23 protein-coding genes and 2 tRNA genes are annotated in these 26941 nt (G+C 71.6%); 14 read left to right on the top strand and 11 right to left on the bottom strand.

Features of this window, described 5'->3' with window-relative positions; translation table 11 throughout:
• Positions 1–113: 113 nt before the first annotated feature.
• A complete protein-coding gene (locus D9V36_RS15465; RefSeq protein ID WP_129294283.1) occupies positions 114–1559 on the bottom strand; it encodes an ABC1 kinase family protein in 1446 nt (481 codons plus the stop codon).
• A 56-nt stretch (positions 1560–1615) separates the two neighbouring features.
• Positions 1616–2743 (bottom strand): ThiF family adenylyltransferase, encoded by a 1128-nt coding sequence (locus D9V36_RS15460; protein ID WP_241720881.1) that lies wholly within the window; start codon positions 2741–2743, stop codon positions 1616–1618.
• A 179-nt stretch (positions 2744–2922) separates the two neighbouring features.
• Between D9V36_RS15460 and D9V36_RS15455 the strand changes: the two genes are divergently transcribed.
• The 4 genes from D9V36_RS15455 to D9V36_RS15440 all read left to right on the top strand — a co-directional run bounded on the left by D9V36_RS15455 (position 2923) and on the right by D9V36_RS15440 (position 6822).
• Positions 2923–3546 (top strand): M48 metallopeptidase family protein, encoded by a 624-nt coding sequence (locus tag D9V36_RS15455; RefSeq protein ID WP_129294282.1) that lies wholly within the window; start codon positions 2923–2925, stop codon positions 3544–3546.
• Positions 3547–3658: 112 nt separating this feature from the next.
• Positions 3659–5344, top strand: a complete 1686-nt coding sequence (locus tag D9V36_RS15450) for a TerD family protein (RefSeq protein ID WP_129294281.1) — start codon at positions 3659–3661, stop codon at positions 5342–5344.
• Positions 5345–5359: 15 nt separating this feature from the next.
• Entirely contained in the window at positions 5360–6043 is a 684-nt protein-coding gene (locus D9V36_RS15445; protein WP_129294280.1) for an AIM24 family protein, read from the top strand.
• 20 nt (positions 6044–6063) lie between these two features.
• Positions 6064–6822, top strand: coding sequence for an AIM24 family protein (locus tag D9V36_RS15440; RefSeq protein WP_129294279.1), 759 nt, complete (start codon positions 6064–6066; stop codon positions 6820–6822).
• Positions 6823–6910: 88 nt separating this feature from the next.
• On the opposite strand, the gene D9V36_RS15435 is transcribed toward D9V36_RS15440, so the two are convergent.
• On the bottom strand, positions 6911–7441 hold the full coding sequence (locus D9V36_RS15435) for an NUDIX hydrolase (RefSeq protein ID WP_129294278.1): 531 nt from the start codon (positions 7439–7441) through the stop codon (positions 6911–6913).
• The gene (locus D9V36_RS15430) at positions 7438–8916 is read right to left on the bottom strand and encodes a zinc-dependent metalloprotease (RefSeq protein WP_129294277.1); all 1479 of its coding nucleotides are present in this window, start codon (positions 8914–8916) and stop codon (positions 7438–7440) included. The genes D9V36_RS15435 and D9V36_RS15430 overlap by 4 nt, the downstream gene beginning before the upstream one ends.
• Before the next feature lie 192 nt (positions 8917–9108).
• Here D9V36_RS15430 and D9V36_RS15425 point away from each other — a divergent pair, with 192 nt between their 5' ends.
• The 4 genes from D9V36_RS15425 to D9V36_RS15405 all read left to right on the top strand — a co-directional run bounded on the left by D9V36_RS15425 (position 9109) and on the right by D9V36_RS15405 (position 12672).
• On the top strand, positions 9109–10260 hold the full coding sequence (locus D9V36_RS15425) for an SDR family oxidoreductase (RefSeq protein WP_129294276.1): 1152 nt from the start codon (positions 9109–9111) through the stop codon (positions 10258–10260).
• Between the two features lie 133 nt (positions 10261–10393).
• The gene (locus D9V36_RS15420) at positions 10394–10873 is read left to right on the top strand and encodes a molybdenum cofactor biosynthesis protein MoaE (RefSeq protein ID WP_129294275.1); all 480 of its coding nucleotides are present in this window, start codon (positions 10394–10396) and stop codon (positions 10871–10873) included.
• A 354-nt stretch (positions 10874–11227) separates the two neighbouring features.
• On the top strand, positions 11228–11410 hold the full coding sequence (locus D9V36_RS15410; RefSeq protein ID WP_088799843.1) for a hypothetical protein: 183 nt from the start codon (positions 11228–11230) through the stop codon (positions 11408–11410).
• A 164-nt stretch (positions 11411–11574) separates the two neighbouring features.
• The gene (locus tag D9V36_RS15405; protein ID WP_129294274.1) at positions 11575–12672 is read left to right on the top strand and encodes a YlbL family protein; all 1098 of its coding nucleotides are present in this window, start codon (positions 11575–11577) and stop codon (positions 12670–12672) included.
• 72 nt (positions 12673–12744) lie between these two features.
• Here the strand turns inward: D9V36_RS15405 and D9V36_RS15400 are convergent, their stop codons facing one another.
• A complete protein-coding gene (locus D9V36_RS15400; protein ID WP_431357672.1) occupies positions 12745–13317 on the bottom strand; it encodes a PPA1309 family protein in 573 nt (190 codons plus the stop codon).
• 205 nt (positions 13318–13522) lie between these two features.
• Here D9V36_RS15400 and D9V36_RS15395 point away from each other — a divergent pair, with 205 nt between their 5' ends.
• The 4 genes from D9V36_RS15395 (at position 13523) to D9V36_RS15380 (ending at position 18795) form a co-directional block, all read left to right on the top strand.
• Positions 13523–16339, top strand: a complete 2817-nt coding sequence (locus D9V36_RS15395; RefSeq protein WP_129294272.1) for a UPF0182 family membrane protein — start codon at positions 13523–13525, stop codon at positions 16337–16339.
• A 110-nt stretch (positions 16340–16449) separates the two neighbouring features.
• Positions 16450–16523: transfer RNA gene (locus D9V36_RS15390), tRNA-Met, on the top strand.
• 231 nt (positions 16524–16754) lie between these two features.
• Positions 16755–18605, top strand: a complete 1851-nt coding sequence (locus D9V36_RS15385; RefSeq protein WP_206739672.1) for a tetratricopeptide repeat protein — start codon at positions 16755–16757, stop codon at positions 18603–18605.
• A gap of 116 nt (positions 18606–18721) precedes the next feature.
• Positions 18722–18795 (top strand) — tRNA-Met (locus tag D9V36_RS15380).
• Between the two features lie 433 nt (positions 18796–19228).
• Here the strand turns inward: D9V36_RS15380 and D9V36_RS15375 are convergent.
• Entirely contained in the window at positions 19229–19648 is a 420-nt protein-coding gene (locus tag D9V36_RS15375) for a Fur family transcriptional regulator (RefSeq protein ID WP_129294271.1), read from the bottom strand.
• A 161-nt stretch (positions 19649–19809) separates the two neighbouring features.
• Here D9V36_RS15375 and D9V36_RS15370 point away from each other — a divergent pair, with 161 nt between their 5' ends.
• Positions 19810–21273: a catalase gene (locus D9V36_RS15370; RefSeq protein ID WP_129294270.1), complete on the top strand. Its 1464-nt coding sequence runs from the start codon at positions 19810–19812 to the stop codon at positions 21271–21273.
• 147 nt (positions 21274–21420) lie between these two features.
• Here the strand turns inward: D9V36_RS15370 and D9V36_RS15365 are convergent, their stop codons facing one another.
• Positions 21421–21822, bottom strand: coding sequence for a CBS domain-containing protein (locus tag D9V36_RS15365; protein WP_129298430.1), 402 nt, complete (start codon positions 21820–21822; stop codon positions 21421–21423).
• Positions 21823–21973: 151 nt separating this feature from the next.
• Entirely contained in the window at positions 21974–22777 is an 804-nt protein-coding gene (gene hisN / locus D9V36_RS15360) for a histidinol-phosphatase (RefSeq protein WP_129294269.1), read from the bottom strand.
• A 176-nt stretch (positions 22778–22953) separates the two neighbouring features.
• Here hisN and D9V36_RS15355 point away from each other — a divergent pair, with 176 nt between their 5' ends.
• Positions 22954–23724 (top strand): TetR/AcrR family transcriptional regulator, encoded by a 771-nt coding sequence (locus tag D9V36_RS15355; RefSeq protein WP_129294268.1) that lies wholly within the window; start codon positions 22954–22956, stop codon positions 23722–23724.
• A 109-nt stretch (positions 23725–23833) separates the two neighbouring features.
• Here D9V36_RS15355 and D9V36_RS15350 read toward each other — a convergent pair whose 3' ends face one another.
• From D9V36_RS15350 to aroA, 3 genes are all read right to left on the bottom strand, one after another.
• Entirely contained in the window at positions 23834–24157 is a 324-nt protein-coding gene (locus tag D9V36_RS15350) for a DMT family transporter (RefSeq protein WP_086716806.1), read from the bottom strand.
• Positions 24158–24322: 165 nt separating this feature from the next.
• Positions 24323–25330: a ribosome small subunit-dependent GTPase A gene (gene rsgA, locus D9V36_RS15345; protein WP_088799860.1), complete on the bottom strand. Its 1008-nt coding sequence runs from the start codon at positions 25328–25330 to the stop codon at positions 24323–24325.
• A 14-nt stretch (positions 25331–25344) separates the two neighbouring features.
• A complete protein-coding gene (aroA, locus tag D9V36_RS15340) occupies positions 25345–26709 on the bottom strand; it encodes a 3-phosphoshikimate 1-carboxyvinyltransferase (RefSeq protein ID WP_129294267.1) in 1365 nt (454 codons plus the stop codon).
• Between the last annotated feature and the right edge of the window lie 232 nt (positions 26710–26941).

The raw sequence follows: 26941 nt of genomic DNA, 5'->3' as shown, positions 1-26941 counted from the left end.
CGCCGCCGGGACCGGCTGACCCGGGCCGCCTGGTCCCGTCCGCTCCGCCGGCCGGAGCGGACGGGACGGCCTGGGGGCCTGTGCGGGGGCCTGTGCGGTGCGGCGGGCCCGGCTCAGACCGTGGTCTCCTCGACGGACTCCTTCTCCTTCCCGGGGTCCGCACCGATCTCGTCGTCCCCGAAGGTGCCGGCACCGGCGACGTCCGGACCGGCCGGCTCCTCCTCGGGGACGAAGCCGGGCAGCCATGCCTCCAGCTCGTCGCGCAGTCGTACCGTCGCCCCCAGCTGGCACAGCACCCCGATCGTGCTCAAGGTCACCCGGTGGATCAGAAGGTATGAGGGCGGCAGATTGAGCTGCTTGCCCAACTGGTGGGCGGGGGAGCGCGGATCGCCGATCCGGGTGGCCTGATGGCGCATCCAGCCCCGGGTGAAGGTGAAGTCGTCCACCAGGGCGGGCTCGATGATCGGCAGGAGATAGTCCAGCACCGCGTCCGGATCCAGCTCGATGGACTCCTTGACGAAGCCCTCCTCGCACAGCAGCTGGTAGACGGCGTCCGCCTCGCCCTCCAGCGTCATCCGCAGCGAGGTCCCGATCGTCGGCGGCAGCCCCTCGGGCAGCCGGTCGACGGTGCCGAAGTCCAGCACCCCCAGCCGCCACTCCTCGACCGGGCCGTCCGGGAAGTCCCCGGCCAGCAGCCGGAAGTTGCCCGGGTGCGGGTCGGCGTGCAGCAGGCCCGTACGGGCGGGGCCGGAGAAGAGGAAGCGGGCCAGCAGCTGACCGGCCCGGTCCCGCTGCTCGTCGGTGCCGTCCGCGATCACCTCCGACAGCGGCACCCCGTCCATCCACTCCGTCACCAGCACCTCGTCGCACTGGTGCACCACGGCCGGCACCACCACGTCCGGGTCGTCGGCGAACTCCTCGGCATGCGCCCGCTGGGCCGCTGCCTCCAGGGAGTAGTCCAGCTCCTCCGACACCCGGTCGCGCAGCTCGGTGATCAGCGGTTTGATGTCCATGCCCGGGATCAGCGGACCCAGCAGCCGGGCGAACCGGCTCAGCTGTGCCAGGTCCGACAGCAGCGCCTGGCCGGCACCCGGATACTGCACCTTGACGGCCACCTCGCGGCCGTCGTGCCACACCGCACGGTGGACCTGCCCGATCGAGGCCGCCGCGGCCGGCTTGTCCTCGAACTCCTCGAACAGCTCCCGCCAGTCCTCGCCCAGCCGCTCCGCCAGTACGGAGTGCACCGTGCTGGTCGGCATCGGCGGTGCCGCCTCCTGAAGCTTCGTCAGGGCGGCGCGGTAGGGTCCGGCGATCTCCTCGGGCAGCGCCGACTCGAAGACGGACAGCGCCTGTCCGAACTTCATCGCCCCGCCCTTCAGCTCACCGAGCACCTTGAAGAGCTGTTCCGCGGTGCGCTGTTGCAGCTCCCGGCCGACGATTTCGGCGGATCTGCCGCCGATCCGCTTGCCGAGGCCCCAGGTGGCACGGCCGGCGAACCCCAGTGGCAGCGCGGCCAGCTTGGCGGTGCGGGTGACCGCCTTGCGGGGAAGATCAGACATGTGCCCCTCCAACTCACACTGTCCCCCAACCGGGGTTACTCCGTCATTGTGGCGTGTCACGGCCGAGGATCCGAGGCGCCCGCCGCACCGGGCGGACCGGCAGCGCCGCAGCCGCACTCCGGATGCGGCTCGATCCGCACCGTCCGCACGGTGGCACACGGTGCGGCGAGCTCCATCCGCGCCCCTGTGCACGGCGGCAGTTCACCGTCGAGGAAGGTCAGCGCCTGGACGGCGGCGACCCCCGCGACCGCGGTCGCCAGTGCGGCATCACAGGCCGGCACCGCGGGGGAACCGCGCCCCGACCGCCACTGCGCCAGCAGCCGCGGCCAGGCCGGCTCCGCGTCCGTACGGCGTAGTTCATCGCAGCGGGCACAGGCCGAACCTCCGGGCAGTACCAAGGGACCCACCACACCCGTGCCCTCGATCACCCCGGCGTAAAGATGCGGGATGCCGGCCGTGAGCAGCGGCTCGGAGAGCACGGGATCGGGGGCGTACGCGCCGAGCCCGTCGCGCGGGGCGAGCACCACCAGGGACAGCCCGGGTTCGCCGGATTCGCTGACCGGGACCCTCGGCCGAGGGGTTCGGGCCCAGGGGGAGCAGCGGGTGACCAGCCGTCGTGCCGCGACGCCGCGCCGCTCACCGGTCTGCTCGGCCGCCAGCCCGCCGGGCAGCACGTCCCACGGCTGGACCGTGCCGCCGTCGACCACCTCCACCCGGCCGGTCCCCGAGGCCGAGAGCAGCGCCGCGATCGCGGCGCCGACCCGACCCGCCCCCTTGACCCGCGCCCGGACCGCGCGACGCGCTCCCATCCGGCTCAGCGCTCCCGCGGGCTCCGGATGCCGCACCGAGAGGGACGCCAGGTCGGGCCGCAGCTGTTCGAAGGCGGCCTGGTCCGCCCGTACGGCCTCGGCCGGCGGCCCGCCGGCGGTGGGGGCCTCCAGCAGCCCGGCCGCGCCGAGCCGGTCCACCACACCCCGTACGTGTTCGGGCGGGAGGTCCAGTAACGCGGCCTCCTCGATCAGTTGCTGCAGGCTGCGGGTGCCGTCGATCAGCGAGAGGAAGCTTCCGGTCGCGGTATCGACCGGGCCGACCACCAGCGCATGCGCCGGCGCCACACCGAACCGCACCGTCTCCCTGTCCCGCCAGCCGCGCCGCAGCGCGGGCTTGAGCATCGGATGCCGCATATCCGCCCCCGTCCTTCGTCGTCCGGCTCCCAGCATGCGCCGTGCCGCCGATTCCCGCGGAAGTTATCCACAGGCAGGGGGTCCCGGTCGTACAAGCGGCGCACGCCATGGAGTGGTTCGGCGGGCGAACCGTCCGCGGGGCGGGACTTCCCGCACTGCCAGCGGGTAACGTCGGGCGCGTGCCCGCCGACCCTTCCCACGGCCCAGGGGAAACACCTCTGCGCCGCGCCGCCGACACATCGCGCGGGGCTCCTGTGAGCCCCCAGGCCCGCGGGTCGGGCACCAGCGCCGTCGAGGTGCGCCGCAGCTCACGGCGGCGCAGAACGGTCTCGGCCTACCGTGAGGGCAACCGCACGGTGGTCCTCATCCCGGCGCGTATGTCCGAGGCCGAGGAGCGGCGTTGGGTCACCGTCATGCTCGACAAGCTCGCCGCCCAGGAGAGCAAGCGGATGCTGGGCGACGGCGAGCTGGCCCGGCGTGCCGAGCGGCTGTCCGGCCAGTATCTGGACGGCCGCGCCAGCCCCGTATCGGTGCGCTGGGTGACCAACCAGAACACCCGCTGGGGCTCGTGCACCCCCGCGGAGGGCAGCATCCGCCTCTCGCACCGCCTCCAGGGCATGCCGGAGTACGTCGTCGACTACGTCCTGCTGCACGAACTCGCCCATCTGCTCGTCCCCGGCCACGGCCCCCGGTTCTGGCGGCTGCTGGAGGCCTATCCCCGTACGGAGCGGGCCCGCGGCTACCTCGAAGGGGTGGTCGCGGCCGACCGGCTGCCCCATCCGCCCGCCGTCCGCGACGACTGACGCGGCGCCGGACGACATCCGCCGCGCCCCGGCATCGCCCGCTGTCGGCGCCAGCGGTTAGCCTGGCCGCGCAGAAGGAACTCACAGCGGGAGCGGGGGACGGACGTTACGTATGGCCAGGGAATTCCAGCGGGGCCACAAGGCCAGGATCGGTGATCTGACGGCGGGAACGGATCTGTACGTCGGCGTGCAGATCGCCGGGCCCGGACTGACCTTCGACATCAGCTGCTTCGGACTGGACGCCGACGAGCGGCTGTCCGACGACCGGTACTTCGTCTTCTTCAACCAGCCCAAGTCGCCCGAGGAGTCGATCCAGCTGCTCGGGGCGCAGGCCGGCGACAGCGAGTCCTTCCGGGTCACCCTCGACAAGATCCCGCCGCACATCCAAAAGCTCTCCTTCACCGCCGCGCTCGACGGTGCGGGCCAGGTCTCGCAGATCGGCCCGGGCTACCTCCGGATCGTGGCCGGCGGCGAAGAGGTCGCCCGCTACTCCTTCACCGGCAGTGAGTTCAGCACCGAACGCGCCGTCATGCTCGGAGACTTCTACCTCAAGGACGTCTGGCGGTTCGCCGCCGTCGGCCAGGGCTTCGACGGCGGACTGGAGGCGCTGCTGAAGAACTTCGGCGGCGAGGTCGCCGAAGAGGCCGAGGCACCGGCGCCGCCCACCACGGCACAGGGCGCGCCCGGCTTCGCGCCGCCCTCCGGTGCCGCGGCCCCCGCGCCGTCCTTCGGGGTGCCCGCCGCCCCCGCACCGCCGCAGCCCGCGCCCGACTTCGGCCCGCCCCAGGACGCGCCGCAAGCGCCCCCGGCCGCGCCGCAGCCCACCGAGCCGCAGGTGCACATCGCGCCCACCCTCGCCGCGCCGCTGGCTCCGCCCGGCCCGCCCGGCCCGCAGCCGCCGGCCCCGTACGGTCAGCCGGCGCCCGGTCAGGACCCGTACGGCCGGCAGCAGACCGTGCCCGGCGGCGTCCCCGGCCAGCAGGCCCCGCAGGCACCGCCCTACGGCCAGCCCGCCCCGCCGCCCGGCGGATACGGCCCCCCGCAGGGCGGGCCCGCCCCCTATGAGCAGCCGGGACAGCAGCTCCCGGGCGCCCCGTACGGCGGCGGCCAGACCCCGGCGGTTCCCCAGGGCGGCGGCCCCGGCCTCGGCGTCGTGCTGGACAAGTACAAGGAAGCCCCCACCGGTCAGCGCTGGACCCCGCAGAACAGCAAGCTGATCCGCGTCGACCTCGGCATCGACGGCCAGCCGGTGCTCGCCCGCCAGGGCAGCATGGTGCTCTACCAGGGCAAGGTCGACTTCGGCTACAAGGGCGCCGGGTTCCGCGGCCGGATCGTCGGCAACGCCACCGGCCAGGAGATGCAGCTGATGCGCTGCACCGGCCAGGGCCAGGTCTTCTTCGCCGAGAACAGCGCCCACGTCCACCCCATCGAGCTGCAGGGCGACGCCATCTGCGTCTCCGCCGACAGCGTCCTCGCCTTCGACGAGTCGCTGCAGCACGAGGTCCGCAGGATCGAGGGCCACGGCATCCCCGGTGGCGCCCTGTTCACCATGCAGTTCCAGGGGACCGGCACCCTCGTCGTCAAGACCCAGGGCACCCCGGTCGTCCTGCCGGTCACCCCGACCACCTTCGCCGACGCCAACGCCATCGTGGCCTGGTCCGCGGGCTCGCAGGTGATCGTCTCCAGCCAGGTGAGCCTGCGCCGGCAGGCCTTTCCCGGTCACTCCGGCGAGACCGTGAACCTCCAGTTCCGCGGCGCACCCGGCAATTTCATCGTCGTCCAGCCCTACGAGGTCTGAGGGAGCCCGCACGTCATGAACCAGCAGCAGCTGTCGGGCTACACCCCGACCCCGCCCGTCGCCCGTATGGAGAACCACGGCAGCGCCATGGTGAAGATCGCCATGCAGAGCGGCCAGGACGTCTTCGCGCGCACCGGCTCGATGGTCGCCTACGAAGGCTTCGTCCAGTACGAGCCGAACCCGCCCGCCGTCCGCCAGATGGCCTCCCAGTGGCTCACCGGCGAGGGCGCACCCCTGATGAAGTGCTCCGGAGACGGTCTGCTCTACCTCGCCGACTACGGCGCCGACGTGGTCTGCATCAACCTCGACGGCGACTCGCTCTCCGTCAACGGCACCAACCTCCTCGCCTTCGACGCGCAGCTCCAGTGGGGCGTGCAGCGCGTCAAGGGCATGGCGAAGTTCGCCGGCCAGGGCCTCTTCAACGTCGGGATCTCCGGCACCGGCTGGGTCGCCCTGACCTCCCGGGGCACGCCCATCGTCGTCGACTGCGGCCGCGGCGAGGACGAGACCTATGTGGACCCGGACGCCCTGGTCGCCTGGTCGACCCATCTGAAGATGAAGGGCAAGCGCAGCTTCAAGGCGTCCTCGATGATCGGGCGCGGCAGCGGCGAGGCATACCAACTGGGCTTCTCCGGCCAGGGGTTCGTCGTCGTCCAGCCCAGCGAGGACAGCACCGACCGGCTCCGGGCCCGGGGCTGAGGGGGAGGACCGAACACGCCATGCAGAGTCCGCTTTTCGCCTTCACCGAGGCGCAGACCCAGGACCGCTACGTCCTGCAGAACAGCCAGTTGCTGCGCGTCGCCCTCCAGGGCCACGAAGACCTCCTCGCCCGTAAGGGCGCCATGGTCGCCTACCAGGGGCTGCTCGAATTCGACGGCAACTACACGACGCCCGGCCAGCAGCGAGCCCGCGCACACTCCGGCGAGGGCCTGGACCTGATGCGCGTCTCCGGGCAGGGCACGGTCTACCTGGCCAACCTCGCCCAGTACGTCCATGTCGTCGGCGTCGACCACGACGGCCTGACCGTCGACAGCAGTTACGTCCTCGCGCTGGACTCCGGCCTCCACTGGGAGGTCGTCTCCGTCGACAGCCAGTACGGCATCTCCGGCACCGGCAAGTACCAGCTCAACATCTCCGGGCGGGGCAAGGTGGTCCTGATGACCTCGGGCGAGCCGCTGATGCTGCAGGTCACGCCCGACAAGTACGTCAACGCCGACGCCGACGCGGTGGTCGCCTGGTCCGCTTCGCTGCGGGTGCAGATGCAGGCGCAGACGCACTCCTCCGGGGTGTTCCGCCGGCGCGGCAACACGGGCGAGGGCTGGGAACTCAGCTTCCTCGGCCAGGGCTACGCGCTGGTCCAGCCCAGCGAGCTGCTGCCGCCGCAGAACGCCGTCGTCGGCTCCGGTGTGGCCGCCCAGTTCGGTATGGGCCAGCAGGGCGCACGGGGCATGAACCAGGGCAACATCTTCACCAACTGAGCGCCTGCGGGGCGCCGTTGACGCACGCGCTGCGGCGCCCGCCCCGGGAAGGGCGGGCGCCGTGGCGCGGGTGAGGCAGGGGTGCCGCCTAGAGAAGAGCGCGGGTGCGCTCGACCAGCTGCACCACCGAGGCATCGGCGACGCCGGGCACCTCGTCGTAGGCGAACCACCGCAGATCCAGTGACTCGTCGCTGATCGCCGCCACCGCGTCCGCCGGAGCCAACGCCGCGTACTGGACGTCCAGATGCACCGCACACGGCGTCCGGTGGCGGTCCAGCCGCACCGGGCCGCCGGGCAGCAGCGTCAGCCCCTGGGCGATCCCCGACTCCTCGCGCGCCTCCCGCAGCGCCGCGTCGGCCAGCGAGGCGTCCTCCGGCTCGCAGTGGCCGCCCATCTGCAGCCACATCTCCAGCTTGCGGTGCAGGGTCAGCAGCACCCGGCCGCCGGCCGGGTCGATCACCAGCGCGCTGGCCGTGAGATGCCCGTCCTTGCAGGGCTTCCACATGCCGTCCCGATGGGCGGCGAGGTGGTCCAGATACGCCAGCCGCAGCTGTTCCTGTCCGGGCGACGGCGCGGGCCACTCCTTGAGCACCCGCGCCGCGTCCTCGTGCAGACTCACTTGCCGCCGTCACCCTTGCTCTCGCCGGACGCCTCGTCCGGGCCGTCGTCCTCCCGGGCGGACGTGTCCGGGTCCGGCTTGCCCAGATCGGGCTTGCCGCCGCTCGCGGCCTCGCCGAGCATCTTGTCCAGCTCGGAGAAGTCCGGCTGCTCGTGGTGGACGAACCCGTCCGGGTCGTCCAGGTCCGCGGCCGTCGGCAGCATGTCCGGGTGCTCCCACAGGCCGTCGCGGCCCTCCAGGCCCCGCGCGTCCGTCAGCGACGCCCACAGCCGCGAGGCGTCCCGCAGCCGCCGCGGCCGCAGCTGCAGACCGATCAGCGTCGAGAACGTCTGCTCGGCGGGGCCACCGCTGGCCCGGCGCCGCCGCAGCGTCTCCCGGAGCTTGTCCGCCGACGGCAGATGCGGCTTGGCGGCGGCGTGCACCACCGCGTCCACCCAGCCCTCGACGAGGGCCAGCGCGGTCTCCAGCCGGGCCAGCGCCGCCTTCTGCTCCGGGGTGTCCTCGGGCTGGAACATGCCCTGCTGAAGGGCGTTCTGCAGCTCCTCGGGATGCTGCGGATCGATCTGGCCGACCACGTCCTCCAGTTTGGTGGTGTCGACCTTGATGCCGCGCGCATAGCCCTCGACGGCACCGAACAGATGCGAGCGCAGCCACGGCACATGGGCGAAGAGCCGCTGGTGGGCGGCCTCGCGCAGGGCCAGATACAGCCGCACTTCCTCTTCCGGCACGCCCAGGCCCTCGCCGAACCTCGCGATGTTACCCGGCAGCAGCGCGGCCTTGCCGGCCGGCCCCAGCGGCAGCCCGATGTCCGTCGAACCGACGACCTCACTGGCCAGCACGCCCAGCGCCTGCCCGATCTGGGTGCCGAACATCGCGCCGCCCATGGAACGCATCATCCCCAGCAGCGGGCCGGCCATGGCCTGCATCTCCCCGGGGAGCACATCGCCCATCGCCGCCCCGACGCGCTCGGCGAGCGGGTTGACCAGGTCCTTCCACACCGGCAGGGTCTCCTCGACCCACTCGGCGCGACTCCAGGCCACCACTCCCGTGGAACCCGACGGCAGCGACGTCACACCGTCCAGCCACAGGTCGGCGAGGCGTACGGCCTCCTCGACCGCGCCGCGCTCACCCGGCGACAGGCTCGCGTCCTTGCTGCCGTCCTCGGCGCCCTGCGCGACGGTCTGCCGCGCGATGTCCTTGGCCATCTCCCAGTTCACCGGGCCGCCCTCGAAGGAGAGCATCTGTCCGAGCTTCTGGAAGGCGGCTCCCAGGTCGCCAGGGTTCATCTCGCCGCCGGGGCCGCCCATGCCGCCGAAGAGCGCCGCGAACGGATTGTCCGCGCCACCGCTCCCGCCGCCGAACCCGAAGGGGTTTGCGGGGCCCTGGCTACCTCCCTGGCCGCCCTTCTGCTTGCCGTTGTCGCCGTCCTCCGGCTCCTCCGGCGGAAGGCCGAATCCAAATGGGGTGTCACTCACGGGTTTCCTCGGCTCGTAGGGCCGCCGACCAGGTGGCCGACGGCGGCTGCCCGACATCACCTCCAGCGTAGACACCCGGACCGCTTCGGGGCTCGGTGCTTCGCTGTCCCGGTGGCTGGGGCAGGATGGACGCCACCTGGTGCGCACGCATGACCACACGTCCGCACTGAAGACAACCGCTGGAGACGCCCGGTGAGTTCCCCAGATCCGACCGTTCGCGCAGCGCGAAACGCTGCGGCCCAGACCGAGAAGGCAGACAATGGCGCAGGTGGGGCCACGGACCGGCCACTGCGCCGGCCCGTGGTGGCCGTCACCGGAGCCGCCTCCGGAGTCGGTGCGCTGCTCACCCGCGCCCTGGTCGCCTCCGAGGAGGTCAAGGAGGTGGTGGCCATCGACGAGCGGCGCGGCGACGTCGCGGAGGCGCACTGGCACGTCCTGGACGTCCGGGACCCGGCCATCGCCGACAAGCTGCGCGGCGCCGACGTCGTCGTCCATCTCGCGCTCGACCTCGACCTGGAGACCGACGACGCGGCGCGCACCGCGTACAACGTGCGCGGCACCCAGACCGTGCTCACCGCCGCCGCGGCCGCCGGCATCCACCGCGTGGTGCTGTGCACCTCCGCCATGGTGTACGGGGCGCTGCCCGACAACGACGTTCCCCTGGCCGAGGACGCCGAGCTGCGGGCCACCGCGGACGCCACCGGTGTCGGCGACCTCCTGGAGATCGAGCACCTGGCGCACCGTGCGCCCCGCGCGCACCCCGGCCTGAACGTCACCGTGCTGCGCCCCACCGTCCTGGTGGGCGGCACGGACACCGCGCTGACCCGCTACTTCGAATCGCCCCGCCTCCTGGTTGTCGCCGGATCCCGTCCCGCCTGGCAGTTCTGCCATGTCGAGGACCTGGTCAGCGCCCTGGAGTTCGCCGCGCTGGAGAAGGTCGACGGCGAGCTGGCGGTGGGCTGCGACGGCTGGCTGGAACAGGAGGAGGTCGAGGAGCTCTCCGGAATCCGGCGCATGGAGCTGCCGTCCTCGGTGGCCCTGGGCGCCGCCGCCCGCCTGCACCGCATCGGCCTGACGCCGTCCCCCGCGGGCGACCTCGCGTACACGATGCATCCATGGGTGGTCAGCGGCAGCCGGCTGCACGATGCGGGCTGGCGCCCCCGGTGGACGAACGAGGAGGTGCTCGCCGAGCTCCTGGAGGAGGTCGCCGGACGGCACACCGTCGCGGGCCGCAGGCTGGGCCGCAAGGACGCCACCGCCGCGGGCGCCGCCGGTGCCACCGTCGCCCTCCTGGGCACCGCCGCCCTGGTCCGCCGTGCCCGTAAGGCCCGCCGCCGTATCTGAGCGCGACATCTGAGCGGGACCGGGCCCGGCCGGGGACCTGGCCCGCCGGGCTGGAGAAGTCTCCATACGGCGCCCGGGACGACCGGCGGAACCGGCAATACCCCACCGTGCCCGCGTACGGCACGATGGGGGTATGTCTGGCACGCCTTCCCCTTCGTCCCCCGGCCGCGACCACCCCGGTGAGCAGGCCGCGCCGGACCCGATCAGGCTCCTGGAGATCCGCGAGCGCGCGCTGTCGGTGGACGAGGTGTTCGCGGCCGTGGGGGACTCGGCGGCCGGCGGTACGGCCCTGTTCGTCGGCACGGTCCGCTCGCACGACAACGGCGCCGACGTCGAGGGCCTGGGCTACTCCGCGCACCCGACGGCCGAGGCGGAGATGCGCCGGATCGCGGAGAAGGTGATCGCCGACTTCCCGGTGCGGGCGCTGGCCGCCGTCCACCGTGTGGGTGATCTGCGCATCGGTGATCTGGCAGTGGTGGTCGCGGTGTCCTGCCCGCACCGCGGCGAGGCGTTCGAGGCCTGCCGCAGGATGATCGACGACCTCAAGCACGAGGTGCCGATCTGGAAACACCAGACGTTCTCCGATGGGACCCAAGAATGGGTGGGGGCGTAGCCCCCTCTTCTGGGGGTGGAGGTCGGGCGACGGGAGGGCGGGTGGGGGCGTAGCCCCCTCTTCTGGGGGTGGAGGTCGGGCGACGGGAGGGCGGGTGGGGGCGTAGCCCCCTCTTCCGGGGGTGGAGGTCGGGCGAAGGCCCGGTGCGTAAGGCCGCTGTCCCGGGGCAGGCGACAGGACAGACGCGCAGGCTGTGGCCCTGTGGCCACGGGGTGGCGGCCCCCGGACACGACGCCGAACCGGTGCCTTGGGTTCCGGTTGCGTAACCCGCCCCCTGGCCTGAGCGTTGACCCAGCAGATGGTTAATCTGCTTATTCGTCGATCGCGGTCGTACAAGGGGTTGGGAGGTCGCTGATGGGTGCGCTCCTCTGGTTGCTGATTCCGGTCGGTGCGGGGCTGATTGCCGCGGTGTGGAGCAGCTGGGCCCTACGGCACCGCAAGGCCGGGGATGTCGCGGAACTCGCGGGCTACGCCCGGTTCCGGGACGCCATGGAAAAGGAGCACTCCGTGCCCGACCCCGCCTCGGACCCCGTCTGACGTTCCCGCGCCGGGTGTGCGGACGCCGAGCCCGGATGCGAGCCCCGGACCGAGCCCCGCTTCTTGCGGAAACCCTTGCGTAGGGCGGGCCCACAACCGGGCGTTCGGCCTCGTACGGACGGCCCCGCGGGCCGGTTGTCATACCCGTCCCGTACTGTCGTTCCATGCCACGCCGCACCGCGACGCTGCTCGCCTCGATCCTGATGCTGATCGCGCTGCTCTGCGCCGGGGTACTGATCCCCGTGCCCTACTCGGAGATGTCCCCGGGGCCGACGGTCAACACCCTCGGTGATCACGACGGTGAGCCAGTGCTGCAGATCTCCGGCCGCAAGACGTACCCGACGACCGGTCATCTCAACATGACCACCGTCCGCGTCACCGGCCCCGACTACCGCATGAACCTCTTCGAGGCGGTGTACGGCTGGCTCGACCACGACAACGCCGTGGTGCCGCACAAGACGCTCTACCCCGAGGGACAGACGGCCCAGCAGGCCGACCAGGAGAACGCCGAGGAGTTCAGCCAGTCCCAGGAGAGCGCCAAGGCCTCCGCCCTCAACCAGCTGCACATCCCGGTCGGCACCCAGACCGTGGTCGGTTCCGTCGTCAAGGACAAGCCGGCCGACGGGCGGCTGCACGCGGGCGATGTGATCAAGGCGGTGGACGGCACACAGGTCAAGCAGGCCGGTGACGTCGCCAAGCTCGTCACCCGGCACAAGCCGGGCGAGAAGGTGGTCTTCACGATCATCCCGGCCAAGGACGCCGCCGCGGCGGAGAAGCGGGGCAAGAAGCCCGTGACCGGCGCGAAGGAGATCACGGTCAACACGCAGAAGGCGGACGACGGCCGCGCCATCGTGGGCATCCAGGCCGGGGTGGATCACCTCTTCCCGTTCCCCATCGACGTCAAGCTGGCCGATGTCGGCGGCCCTAGCGCCGGGCTGATGTTCGCGCTCGGCATCGTCGACAAGCTCACCCCCGGCGACATGACCGGCGGCAAGTTCGTGGCCGGCACCGGCACCATCGACGACAAGGGCAAGGTCGGCCCGATCGGCGGCATCTCGATGAAGACCGTCGGTGCGCGCGACAAGGGCGCCCAGTACTTCCTGACGCCCAAGGAGAACTGCGCCGCCGCGGCCAAGGACACCCCGAAGGGGCTCACCCTGGTCAAGGTCGGCACCATAGGCGACGCCGTCAAGGCGCTGGAGAAGATCCGCAAGGGCGACACCGCGGGCCTGCCCAGCTGCAGCACCGCGGGCCGCGCCTAAGTCCTGAAGAACCGGGCCGGTGCCCGGGCCGACGCGCAGGTCAGGCCCGGGCACCGGCCCGGCAGGCCGCCGTCAGCCCTCGAACGTCGCCGCCAGGGCTTCCGCGAGGCCCGGCACCAGCGCCGAGCCGGTGAGCACCTCGGACGTGGAGTCCTTCTCCCGCAGCCGCAGCGCCGACTCGCGCCGGCCGTCCCGCAGCACGGCCACCGTCATCCGGACCTCCTGGCGGTCCGGGTGCCCCGCGACCCACTTGGCGAGCTGCGCCTCGTTCATGCCTGCGGGCTCGGAGTCCTCGGCGGACGGCGGCAGCATCAGCCGTTCCACGGTCAGCGCGCAGCCGGTGACGGCGTCGGGCCAGGCAATGGTGGCCAGGAACTCGTCCAGCGGGACACCCGCCGGGATCTCGTCCTGCTCCACGGGGGTCAGGGACGTGGTGGTGGAGTCGTCGATGCCGAGCTGGGCGGCGAGCGAGGGCTCCTGCGCACGCAGCTTGGCGGTGTCGACGAGGGCGAACAGTCGGGCGGGCTGGTCCCAGCCGAGCCCGGCGCTGTACTCGTCGATCTCGAGCACCGCGCGGGTCAGGGGGTCGGCGGCGAGGGGGGTGCCGGCAGCGGGAGAGCCAGGAAGGTCAGTCATGCTCAACATCGTGCCTTGTGTACCCCGGAAAGCGGGAACTGAGTAAAGCCTTCGTAAGTTGCATCGGTGGGTCCTACTATCGCCGGGCCTGCTCCACACGACAGCGAACTTCGAGGTGCGCACCTTGGCTTTCCAGATGCCGGACCGCGGCGGAGGCCCGACAGGGCCACGGATCAGAGTCGGCCGACCATCGCGGCGGATCCGGACCCTGCTCATGACATTGGGTGTGCTGGCCGTTCTGGCCATGCTTTTCGTGATGTTTGCGGGGTTCTGGACCGATTGGCTCTGGTACCGCTCGGTCAAGTACTCCTCGGTCTTCACCACCACCCTGTGGACCAAGATCGGCCTGTTCTTCGCCTTCGGCGTCCTGATGGCCGTGGCCGTCGGGGTCAACGTCTGGCTCGCGTACCGGCTGCGGCCGCCGCTGAGCGCGATGTCCGTGGAGCAGCAGAGCCTGGACCGCTACCGGATGGGCATCGCGCCCTTCAAGAAGTGGGCGCTGATCGCGGTCACCGCGGTGATCGGCCTGATCGCCGGTGCCTCCGCCTCCGGGGAGTGGCGGACCTACCTGCAGTGGGCCAACGCCGTGCCCTTCGGCAAGACGGACCCGCAGTTCGGCAAGGACATCGCCTTCTACACCTTCGATCTGCCCTGGTACCGCTTCCTGTTGAGCTTCGGCTTCGCCTGCGCGGTGCTGTGTCTGGTCGCCGCGGCGCTGACCCACTACCTCTACGGCGGGCTGCGGCTGACCAGCCCCGGCTCGCGGGCGACCGCGGCGGCCACCGGCCATCTGTCGGTGCTGCTGGGCATCTTCGTCTCGCTCAAGGCGATCGCGTACTGGCTCGACCGGTACGGCCTGGCGGTCAAGTCCAGCGGCCTGCGGTCGGCCGACAACTGGACCGGCCTGCGCTACGTCGACGCCAACGCCTACCTCCCGGCGAAGACGATCCTGTTCTTCATCGCGGCGATCTGCGCGGTGCTGTTCTTCGCCACCCTCTGGCGGCGGACGTGGCAGCTGCCGGTGATCGGCTTCGGCCTGATGGTGCTCTCGGCGATCCTCATCGGCGGGCTGTACCCGGCGATCGTGCAGAAGTTCCAGGTCCAGCCGAACGAGCAGGCCAAGGAAGCGCCGTACATCAAGCAGAACATCAAGGCGACCCGGGACGCGTACGGCATCCAGGACTCCGAGGTCACGCCGTACAAGGGCGACTACAAGCCCGCCGGCAAGGCGGACAGCCAGCGGCTGCGCGACGACGCCGACACCACGGCCAGCATGCGGCTGCTCGACCCGAACGTCGTCTCGCCGGCCTTCCAGCAACAGCAGCAGGTGCGCGGGTACTACCAGTTCCCCTCCACCCTCGACGTCGACCGCTACAAGGACAAGGACGGTGCCGAGCAGGACACCGTCATCGGTCTGCGCGAGCTGAACATCGCGGGTATCCCCGAGCGCAACTGGATCAACGACCACTTCAAGTACACCCACGGCTACGGTGCGGTCGCCGCCAAGGGGACCGAGGCCGCTGAAGGCGGCGGCCCCGAGTACACCGAGTCGGATCTGCCGTCCAAGGGGCAGCTGGGCTCGTACCAGCAGCGGGTCTACTACGGCGAGAAGACCTCGCAGTACTCCATCGTCGGCGGTCCGCAGAAGGAGCTGGACTACTCCGACGACAACGGCGAGAAGAGCTACAGCTACCGGGGCAACAGCGGCGTCAGCCTCTCCAACCCGGTCAACCGCGCCGCCTACGCCGCGGCGTTCGGGGAGCCGCAGATCCTCTACTCCGGAGCGATCGGCAAGGGCTCGCGGATCCTGTACAACCGCACGCCCAAGGAGCGCGTCGAAGCCGTCGCCCCCTGGCTGACCATCGACGGCGACGCTTACCCGGCGGTGATCAACCACCGGCTCAAGTGGATCGTCGACGCCTACACCACCAGCAACGGCTATCCGTACTCCTCGCGCACCACGCTCGGGGACAGCACGGCCGATTCGCTCACCGACGGCCAGCGGGCGGTGGTGGCCCAGCAGAACCAGGTCAACTACATCCGCAACTCCGTCAAGGCGACGGTGGATGCCTACGACGGTTCGGTGAAGCTCTACCAGTGGGACGAGAAGGACCCGGTCCTCAAGACCTGGATGAAGTCGTTCCCCGGCACGGTCGAGAAGAAGAGCGCCATCAGCCCGGCTCTCAAGGAGCACCTGCGCTACCCGCAGGACCTCTTCAAGGTGCAGCGCCAGCTGCTGACCACCTACCACGTCACCGACCCGGGCACCTTCTACACCGGCTCCGAGCGCTGGCAGATCCCGAACGACCCGACGACCAAGTCGGGCAACGCGGTACCGCCGTACTACCTGAGCATGAAAATGCCGGAGCAGAAGAACCGGGCGTTCTCGCTGACGACGAGCTTCACGCCCAACAAGCGCGACAACCTCGGTGCGTTCATGGCCGTCGACGCCAATGCGACCAGCGGCGACTACGGCAAGATCAGACTGTTGAAGCTGCCGTCGGAGACGCCGGTGCCCGGTCCGCAGCTGGTGCAGTCGAAGTTCAACTCCGATCCGACCATCGCCAATGAGCTCAACGTCCTCAAGAAGTTCGGCGACTCGGAGATCGAGTACGGCAATCTGCTGACCGTGCCACTGGACGGCGGACTGCTCTACGTCGAACCGGTGTATCTGCGCGGCGCCAACACCAACTACCCCCTTCTGAAGAAGGTGTTGGTCAGCTACGGCGACAACAAGCCCGTCCTGGAGGACTCCCTCAAGGACGCGCTGGACGTGGTCTTCGGCAAGAAGGCGCCCGGTACGGGTTCGCAGAACCCGCCGGGCGGCGGCGACACCGGGACCGGGCAGCAGCCGCCGTCCGGCCAGACGGTGCAGCAGGCCCTGGGTGACGCACAGAAGGCCTACGAGGAGGGCGAGAAGGCGCGCACCTCGGGCGACTGGGCCGGTTACGGCGAGGCCCAGAAGAAGCTCAAGGCGGCGCTGGACCGGGCGGCGAAGGCGTCCCAGAAGGGCGGCAAGCCGGCCGGCTGACCCCGCCCGTCCGTCCCCCTGGCCCCGTGGCCGCCGGTTCGCGCCGGTGGCCACGGGGCCGCGGTGGTGCAGAGCCGTCCCGTTGCCGTGATACGTTGAGGACACAACAGCGCGGGGTGGAGCAGCTCGGTAGCTCGCTGGGCTCATAACCCAGAGGTCGCAGGTTCAAATCCTGTCCCCGCTACTGAAGACGAAGGCCCGGATCCTCAGGGATCCGGGCCTTCGTCATGTCTTCATGCCGTCATCCCGTCATGTCTTCGGGTTCGTTACCGGTCAAAGCCGGGTCGCGCGGCAGATGTGGGGTAGGTGTGTGCTTGAGTTTGCCAAGTCGTCGTGTCGGGAAGTCGACAAACCGCTGAAGTGACCTCACTGGCTGCGGTATACCAGGTGTACGCGGGTTACAGGTGATGCGACGATGGGTCTTATGGGGGACAAGGCAAGGTTGTTGGAGACGGACCGGTTTGTGCATGCGCCCGACGACGGGCGCGAATCCGAGCTGCCGATCGACGCGATGGAGGCCGCGGAGGCCGCCGAAGCGTCCGATGTGGTGACCGAGTCCGGCCACCGCCGGGCCGCCGAGGCGGGCGACACCGCCGCCATGAGCGCCCTGGGCGCGATGCTGCTGCGCCGCGGTGACCTCGACGGCGCCGAGCCGCATCTGCGTTCCGCGGCCGCCGCCGGCGACCGCGCCGCGGCCAACAACCTCGGCGTGCTGCTGCACCAGCGGGGCTACGGGGACGAGGCGGCGGGCTGGTGGCGGATCGCGGCCGTCGCGGGCTCCGCCGCCGCGGCGCACGCCCTCGGGCGCCACTACCGCGAGCGCGGCGACGAGCCGGCCGCCGAGTACTGGCTGCGCCAGTCCGCCGAGTCCGGGCACTGCCTGGGCGCGTACGCCCTGGCCGACCTTCTGGAGCACCGCGGCGACATCGGCGCCGAGCGCTGGTTCCGTACGGCCGCCGAGCGTGGCCACCGTGAGGCCGCGTACCGCCTGGCCCGGCTCGTCGAGGACGGCCGTGACGCGGACCGGCGCACGGTCCCCGCGTACGGCGAGCTGAACCGGCAGGAGGAGGCCGAGCAGTGGTACCGCCAGGCCGCCGCGCGGGGCCACCGGCGGGCCGCGCTGCAGCTCGGTGCGCTGCTGGAGGACCGCGGCGACGTCCAGGAGGCGGGCCGCTGGTACCTGTCCGCAGCCAAGGACGGCGAGGCGCGCGCGGCCTGTGCGCTGGGCTTCCTGCTGCGTGACGCGGGGGACGAGGAGAGCGCCGCCGAATGGTGGCGGCGGGCGGCCCAGGACGGCGATGGCAACGCTGCCAACGCGCTGGGAGCGCTGCACGCCGACCGCGGCGAACTGCAGACCGCCGAGCGCTGGTACCGCGTCGCGCTGGACGCCGGGGACGTCAACGGCGCCTACAACATCGGGCTGCTCTGCGCCGAGCAGGGCCGGGAGGGGCGCGGCGAGCAGTGGTACCGCCGGGCCGCCTACGCCGGGCACCGCGAGGCCGCCAACGCGCTGGCCATCCTGCTGCTGCAGCGCGGTGACGCCGCGGGGGCCGAGCCGTGGTTCTCCAAGGCGGCCGAGGCGGGCAGCGTGGATGCCGCGTTCAACCTCGGCATCCTCTTCGCCGGGCGCGGCGCCGAGCGTATGGCGCACACCTGGTACGAGCGGGCGGCCGCGGCCGGGCACACCGAGGCGGCCCTCCAGGTCGCCATCGTGCAGCTGCGGGACGGTGCGCTGCAGGACGCGGAGCGCAATCTGCGCTGTGCGGCCGGTGGCGGCAGCTCCGAGGCGGCCTTCCGGCTCGCGGACCTGCTCGACCGCCGGGCGGCGGCCGCGGGCGAGGGGCTGGCGGACAGCGAGCGCACGGCGGACGACGAGAGCGTGCAGTGGTACGAGCGAGCCGCCCGCCAGGGGCACCGGCGCGCCCAGGTCAGGGTCGGCATGTTCGCGGCGGCCCGCGGGGACACCGTCGAGGCCGCCGAGTGGTACCGCGCGGCGGCCGAGGCCGGCAGCCGCAACGGTGCCTTCAACCTCGGGCTGCTGCTGGCCCGCGAGGGCAGCCTTCCCGAGGCCGCCCTGTGGTGGCAGCGCGCGGCCGAGAGCGGCCACGGCCGGGCGGCGCTGCGGCTGGCGCTGCTCGCCGCCCGGCGCGGTGCGCTCGCGGAGGCGCAGAGTTGGTGTGCGCGCGCCGTCGAGCTGGGGCCGCCGGAGGTGGCGGAGCGTGCGGCGCGGTTGCGGGCGGCGCTCCAGGAGGAGCTCAGCGCGTAGCGGGCGCCCCGCGGAATCCGGGAAGCCCGGGGCCGGTCCACAGGGCCGGGTCCCGGGCCGCGCGGAAGGAATTTGCGCTGGTCGTCGGCCCGGGGTTAGAGTAAGGGCAACAACGGCGCGGGGTGGAGCAGCTCGGTAGCTCGCTGGGCTCATAACCCAGAGGTCGCAGGTTCAAATCCTGTCCCCGCTACTGAAGACGAAGGCCCGGATCCTTAAGGATCCGGGCCTTCGTCATGCGTGCCGCCGTGTTGATCCCGGTATCCGGTGGCCGACCGCTTCCTCGTGGAGACCGCGGTCGACGAGCCGGCTCTCCGACGGCCAAGAACCGCACGGGCCCGGTGGTGGCTGGAAAGCGCGACGCGCCGACGACCTGACGAGCCATCAGGTTCAGGCAGGGGTCGTGCGGGCATGCGTGCGGGAGTGGGCCGATGCGCGGGACGGTGCGATATGCGGGGCAGGTCGACGTGCGGGACGGGCCGGCGAGGGGTGCGGTGACGGGATTGCTGCCGGCAGGCGTGCCGGGTACGCGAAGGAGCCCGCTGCCGGGTGGGCGCGGGCTCGACGGTGCGTATGGCGTGACGCGGTGCACGGGCGGCCCGGACGGGGGCCGGTGTACCCCGGCGTCAGGACGGGGTGCTGCAGGTGGGGCAGATGCCCCGGTAGGTCACGGTGACCTCGGAGACCTGGAAGCCGTAGCGCTCCGGCTCGGGCAGGGCCGAGAGCGGGTCGCCCTGGACGTGGACGTCGCGGATCGTGCCGCACCGCGAGCAGACCAGGTGCTGGTGGTCGTGGTGGGCGTTGGGGTCGTAGCGCTTGGCCCGGCCGTCCGTGCTCACCTCGATCACCTCGCCGAGCGAGACCAGCTCGCCCAGGGTGTTGTAGACCGTGGCGCGGGAGATCTCGGGGAGCCGGTCGGAGGCCCGCGCGTGCACCTCGTCGGCGGTGTAGTGGACGTGGTCCCCGTCGAGGACCTCGGCGACCACGCGTCGCTGCGCGGTCAGCCGCCAGCCGCGTGCTCGGAGCCGTTCCAGCAGGTCACTCATGCCATTCACCTATCAGTCAGATAAAGCCAGGGTAGCAGTGGTAGGTCCATCACCGGATCGAGTACGGCTTTCGCATTCTTCTTGACTTAGACATTGTCCAATGTAGGATCGTGATCGGCGCAAGCCAAGGGCAGGTGTAGAAGACTTTCCAGGAGGCGCACGTGTCGGTAGAGAGCACCACCGGACCGCTGACCACGGAGTCCGGGGCTCCGGTCGGGGACAACCAGAACAGCGAGACGGCCGGCATCGGCGGTCCCGGCCTCATCCAGGACCAGCTCCTGATCGAAAAGCTCGCGCACTTCAACCGCGAGCGCATCCCGGAGCGCATCGTGCACGCCCGTGGCGCCGCCGCGTACGGCACGTTCACGGTGACCGCGGACGTGACCAAGTACACCCGCGCCCACTTCCTCTCCGAGGTCGGCAAGCAGACCGAGACCTTCCTGCGCTTCTCGACCGTCGCGGGCAACCTCGGCTCGGCCGACGCGGTGCGTGACCCGCGCGGTTTCGCGCTGAAGTTCTACACCGAAGAGGGCAACTACGACCTCGTCGGCAACAACACCCCGGTGTTCTTCATCAAGGACGCCATCAAGTTCCCCGACTTCATCCACACCCAGAAGCGCGACCCGTACACCGGCTCGCAGGAGGCGGACAACGTCTGGGACTTCTGGGGTCTGTCGCCGGAGTCCACCCACCAGGTCACCTGGCTGTTCGGAGACCGCGGCATCCCCGCCTCCTACCGCCACATGAACGGCTACGGCTCGCACACCTTCCAGTGGAACAACGCCGCCGGTGAGGTCTTCTGGGTCAAGTACCACTTCAAGACCGACCAGGGCATCAAGAACCTCACCCAGGCCGAGGCCGACAAGCTCGCCGGTGAGGACGCCGACAGCCACCAGCGCGATCTGCGCCGGTCCATCGAGCGGGGTGACTTCCCGAGCTGGACCGTCCAGGTGCAGATCATGCCCGAGGCCGACGCGGCCAACTACCGCTTCAACCCGTTCGACCTGACCAAGGTCTGGCCGCACGAGGACTACCCGCCGATCGAGATCGGCAAGCTGGAGCTCAACCGCAACCCGCAGAACATCTTCGCCGAGGTCGAGCAGTCGATCTTCTCCCCGCACCACTTCGTGCCGGGTATCGGACCGTCCCCCGACAAGATGCTCCAGGGCCGCCTCTTCGCCTACGGCGACGCGCACCGCTACCGCGTCGGCATCAACGCCGACCACCTCCCGGTGAACCGCCCGCACGCCACCGAGGCGCGCAGCCACGGCCGCGACGGTGTGCTCTACGACGGCCGGCACGCGGGCGCGAAGAACTACGAGCCCAACAGCTTCGGCGGCCCGAACGAGACCGGCCGCCCCCTGTGGCAGCCGGCCACCGTGACCGGCCCCACCGGCGAGCAGGCCGCGCCCTCGCACGCCGAGGACACCGACTTCGTCCAGGCCGGCACCCTCTACCGGCTGATGTCGGAGGAGGAGAGGGAGCGCCTGATCGACAACCTGGCGGGCTTCATCTCCCAGGTCTCCCGCGACGACATCGCCCAGCGGGCGATCGAGAACTTCCGCAAGGCGGACGCGGACTACGGCAAGCGGCTGGAGGCCGCGGTCCAGGCCCTGCGCGGCTGAGAGGGCACCTCTTTGCGGCTAAGCCGCCGCCCGCTCTCGCGGAGGTGGTTGATCGCCGTGGGGGTTGCTCAATTGTCGCTGCCGTATACAAGCGAAGAGGCCGGATGCCATGGGGCTTCGGCCTCTTCGTGCGTCCGGTCTCCGTGCTCAGGCCGGTACGGCGTCGGCCCGTTCCGTGGCGGTTGACCAGCAGCGGATGATGTCGCGTACGGACACCACGCCGACCGGTTCATGGTCGTTGAGCACGATCAGATGGCGGAAGCCGCCGCGCACCATGGCGTCCGCGGCGTCGTCGAGGGTCCAGTGCGGAGCGGCGAAGACCACGTCCGAGGTGGTGTGGGTCTGGGCGGTCTCCCGGTCGGGGTTCTCGCCCGCGCCGAGGGAATTGAGGATGTCGCGCTCGGTGAGGATGCCGATACCGCTGTTGTCGTTGTCGAGGACCACGGCCGCGCCGATGCGGCGGGCCGCCATCAGCTGAGCCGCCTGTCGGAGGGTGTGTGCGGGCCCGATGGTGAGGACCACCGTGCTCATGGCGTCTTTGACGTGCATGGGCATGGAGCGGAGCCACCTCCTTGGTGAATGTGCCTTGCGAAGGGGTTCACAAGTTCACAAAGTGGGGGATTCTCATGTTCACATGCCTGTGCCGATGCAACAAGGGGCAACTGCGGGACGGGTGTCCGAATATCCGCCCCGCCGCAGGTCAGCGCGGGGAGTCGCCGAGATAGCCCAGCAGATCCTCGTGCAGCAGGCCATTGGAGGCCGCCGCGTTGCCGCTGTGCGGGCCCGGCTTGCCGTCCAGACCGGTGAACTGCCCGCCGGCCTCCTTCACGACCACCGCGCACGCCGCCATGTCCCACAGCGAGAGCTCCGGCTCCGCGCAGATGTCCACCGACCCCTCGGCGACCATCATGTACGGCCAGAAGTCCCCATAGCCGCGGGTGCGCCAGCAGTCCCGGCTCAGGTCGAGGAAACCGGGCAGCTTGCCGCGCTCCTCCCAGCCGGTCAGCGACGAGTAGGCGAATGAGGCGTCCTGGATGCGGCCGACCTGCGAGACCTGCAGCCGGGACGCGGAGGTCAGGCTGCGGCCGGTGAAGGCCCCCAGGCCGTCGGCGGCCCACCAGCGGCGGTTGAGCGCCGGGGCGGAGACGATGCCGACCACCGGGCGGTCGCCGCTCTCGCCGCGCTCCATCAGCGCGATCAGCGTCGCCCAGACCGGCACCCCGCGGACATAGTTCTTCGTGCCGTCGATCGGGTCGATGATCCAGCGCCGCGGCCCCGTGCCCTCGCTGCCGAACTCCTCGCCGAGCACCGCGTCGCGTGGCCGGGCCCGCTGGAGCTGGCCGCGGATGAGCTCCTCGGCCGCCTTGTCCGCCTCGCTCACCGGTGTCATGTCCGGTTTGGTCTCGACCTTGAGGTCGAGTGCCTTGAAGCGCTCCATGGTGGCGGCGTCCGCGGCGTCCGCGAGAACATGGCCGAGGCGAAGATCATCGTGATAGTCGGGCATGGGCGAACAGTATCGATTGGTCTGCGCAGGAGCCACACGACCATGCGCCGCCGGGCGTGTGACGGCCCCGGGCCCCGCCGGTGCGGGTGTGCCGCAACGCCCCTTGACAGCATCTGGCGCCGCGTCAATTCTGTGCGCACACCGGCCGCCTGGGCCGGCGGCCGGGGAGGCGACGGATGCCCGCAGCGCGTGAATCCCTGCTCGATGCCGCCTACACGGCGCTGACGCAACGCGCCTGGACGGCCATCCGGATGGTCGATGTCGCGGCCGCCGCCGGTGTCTCCCGGCAGACGCTCTACAACGAGTTCGGCAGCAAGGAAGGGCTGGCCCGCGCCCTGGTCCGCCGGGAGACCGAGAACTACCTCGCCGGGGTCGCCCGGGCGCTGTCACGGGGCGCCTCGGCCGCCGGGGCGCGGGGCGACGCGGCCGGCCGGGTGGTGGCCGCGGCCGCCTGGACACTCCGGACCGCCCGTGCGAACCCCCTGGTCAGGGCCGTGCTGACCGGCTACTGGAGCGACCGGCTGCCGACCCCTTCGAGGGTGCCTGACCCGGCGCCGGTGCGGGCCGACCGGTCCGGCGTCCCCGTGCAGCGTGCCGCGGCGCCCGCCGAGAGTCCGCTGCCGGGGCCCGCGGAGCTCGTCGGCCGCTTCTGCGACCAAGCGGTCGCGGCGCTGGAGCCCGACTGGCCCGCGGAGGAGCTGCCCGCCCTGGGTACCGCCTGCGAGACCGCGGCGCGGCTGACCCTGGCCTGTGTCGTCGCCCCGCCGGCCCCCGGTGCGGCGCAGGCCCCCGGACGTGAACCGGCTCGCCGCGCGCGCCGGGAGCTGGAGACGGAGGCGGTGTCCCGGCTCGTGCGGGGTGCCTTCGCCCGGACGGCGGCCGGTGTTCCGTCGGCCGGTCAGGGGGGACGGGAGAGCGCTGCGACCGTGTCGGCCGAGCAGGGGTGACGGGGCGTCACAGGCGTGTGGTGGAGGGGCCGTAAGCGCGCACCGGTGGTGACAAAAGCGGCCCCCCCCGGGCCTCTGCGTCGGCCCCGCGCCGACCGGCGCTCCCGGTTCAGTGCGCCGACCCCGACAGCTGCAGACCGACCACGCCGACGATGACCAGGGTGATGGAGACGATCTTGAGGGTGGAGACCAGGTCGCCGAGGAAGACCATGCCGTAGATCGCCGTCCCGGCCGCGCCGATGCCGGTCCACACCGCGTACGCCGGGCCGACGTCGAGCTTGCGCAGGGCCAGCGTCAGCAGGCCGAAGCTGCCGAGGGCGAAGGCCGCGAAGGCGATGGTGGGGAAGAGGCGGGTGAAGCCGTGCGAGAGCTTGAGGCAGACCGCGAAGCCGGTCTCCAGGATCCCCGCCACCACGACCAGCAGCCACGCCATGTCCCATTGCCTCCGTCAGCCAGAGCCTGTCCTGCATGAGCGACGACGGGGCGTCAGAATCACTCGTTCGGGCCCCGTCCGGGCGATCAGGGCCTGCTTGAGCACTACGCCGACCTTGGTGTGATTATGCCTTTACCTCCGACGGGTGGCGGCAAACGTCAAAGGTCAGTCGCCCTCGCGTCGTTCGCGGGTGGCCAGGAGGCGGCGCAGGGAGTAGAGACGGGCCGGATCGGCGTGCCCGTCGGCAACCCACGCGTCCAGCGCGCAGTCCGGTTCGTCGTGGCTGCAGGCGCGCGGGCAGCCCGCGGTGCCGGGCTCCAGATCCGGGAAGGCGTGGATGACCCGGGACGGATCCACGTGATGCAGCCCGAAGGACCGTACGCCCGGGGTGTCGATGACCCAGCCCGAGTCGCCGGGCAGCGGGAGCGCCAGCGCGGAGGTGGTGGTGTGCCGCCCGCGGCCGGTGACCGCATTGACGTGGCCGATGGCTCGGCGGCGCTCCGGGACCAGGGAGTTGACCAAGGTGGTCTTGCCCACCCCGGAGTGTCCGACGAACGCCGTCATCCGGCCCGTCAGCGCGGCCCGCACCCGCTCGGCGGCGCTGCCGTCGGCGAGTTCGTCGCGGTTGGTGACCAGGTAGGGGACGCCGAGCGCGCCGTAGGACTCCAACAGGGTGTCCGCGGAGGCCAGATCGGACTTGGTCAGCACCAGCAGCGGGTCGAGGCCCGCGTCGTAGGCGGCGACCAGACAGCGGTCGATGAGCCGGGGGCGCGGCTCGGGGTCGGCCAGCGCGGTGACGATCGCGAGCTGGTCGGCGTTGGCGACCACGACCCGCTCGAACGGGTCGTCGTCGTCGGCCGTACGGCGCAGCGTCGAGGAGCGCGACTCGACCCGGACGATCCGGGCGAGGGTGTCCTTGGCGCCGGTCAGGTCCCCGACGACGGCGACCCGGTCGCCGACCACCGCGCTCTTGCGGCCCAGTTCGCGGGCCTTCATCGCGGTGACCGTGCGGCCGTCGACCAGGCAGGTCAGCCGGCCGCGGTCGACGGTCAGCACCAGGCCCTCGCCGGCGTCCTCGTGCTTGGGGCGGATGTTGGTCCGGGGGCGGTTGCCCTTGGGGTTGGGGCGGACGCGGATGTCGTCCTCGTCGGGGTTCTTTCCGTAGCGGCGCATGGTGGCGTCAGCCCTCACGCTCGCCGGGCGGGGACGGCCGGAGAGCCGAGCATGTCCGTCCACATCGCGGGGAAGTCGGGCAGGGTCTTGGCGGTGGTGGCGACGTTCTCCACCTCCACGCCGTCGACGGCCAGGCCGATGACCGCCGCGGCGGTGGCCAGCCGGTGGTCCTCGTAGGTGTGGAAGATCCCGCCGTGCAGGGGGCGCGGGCGGATGTGCAGCCCGTCCGCGGTCTCGGTGACATCGCCGCCGAGTTCGTTGAGCTCTTTGGTGAGCGCGGCCAGCCGGTCGGTCTCGTGCAGCCGCAGATGCGCCACCCCGCGCAGCGTGGAGGGCGAGTCGGCCAGGGCGGCGACCGCGGCGATGCCCGGGGTCAGCTCGCCGACCTCGCCGAGGTCGACGTCGATGCCGTGGATCCGGCTGCTGCCGGTGAAGGTCAGCCCCTGCTCGGTCAGCTCGCAGGAACCGCCCATGGTGGTGAAGATCTCGCGCAGCGCGTCGCCGGGCTGGGTGGTGTGCTCGGGCCAGTCCGGGATGGTCACCCGGCCGCCGGTGACCAGCGCCGCGGCCAGGAACGGCTGGGCGTTGGACAGGTCCGGCTCGACGACCAGATCGCGGCCGAGCAGTGCGCCGGGGGTGACCCGCCAGACGTTCGGCTCGCCGCCCGCCTCCGGGGTGTCCACCTGCGCGCCGACGCTGCGCAGCATGTCGACGGTCATCCGGATGTGCGGCATGGAGGGCAGTGCCGCGCCCACGTGCCGGACCTCGACGCCCTGGTTGAAGCGCGGCGCGGACAGCAGCAGGGCGCTGACGAACTGGGAGGACGAGGAGGCGTCGATCTCGACCGGGCCGCCGTCCAGGCCGCCGCTGCCGAAGACCGTCATGGGCAGCGCGCCGCGGTTGTCGTCGTCGATCCGGGCGCCCAGGGCGCGCAGCGCGTCGATCACGCCGCCGAGCGGGCGCTCGTAGGAGCGGGGGTCGCCGTCGAAGCGGATCGGGCCGTCGGCGAGCGCGGCGACCGGGGGGAGGAAGCGCATGACCGTGCCGGCGTTGCCGACGTCGATGGTGGCCGGGCCGTGCAGACCTGCCGGGATGATCCGCCAGGCCTCGCCGCCGCCGGGTTGCACGGCGGCGCCGGCGGAGCTGGAGGAGGCGGTCTCCTCGATGCCGACGCCCAGGGTGCGCAGCGCCTCGGCCATCAGGAGCGTGTCCCGCGAGCGCAGCGGCCGGCGCAGCCAGCCGGGCTCGGAGGAGAGGGCGGCCAGGACCAGGCCGCGGTTGGTGACCGATTTGGAGCCGGGAACGGTGACGGTGGCATCCACGGCCCCGGCGGCGAGCGGGGCGGGCCAGAGGGCGGGGTGTGCGGGGCTCTCGGTCATGCCCCTTACTTTAATGGCTGGGCAAGGGTGCCGATCTTGATCAAAAGCGGCGCAACCCCGCAGAAACGTGGCAGTGACAGTGCGCCCGCCTGCCGGGGGCGGGGTGGTGGCGGATACCCCCGGCGTGGTGGCGGACATCCCGGGCGTGGCGGCGCGCACCGCGGGCGTGGGGCGGACACCCCTGACACCCCGGACGCCCCGGGCACGGCGGTACGGGATCCGGCCGGCGCCC

Origin of the sequence: Streptomyces lydicus, from assembly GCF_004125265.1 — a bacterium.
In the GTDB taxonomy this organism is placed as follows: Bacteria; Actinomycetota; Actinomycetes; order Streptomycetales; family Streptomycetaceae; genus Streptomyces; species Streptomyces lydicus_C.
Note: the sequence above shows the minus strand (reverse complement) of the source record. Positions and strands in the feature narration are given on the sequence as shown.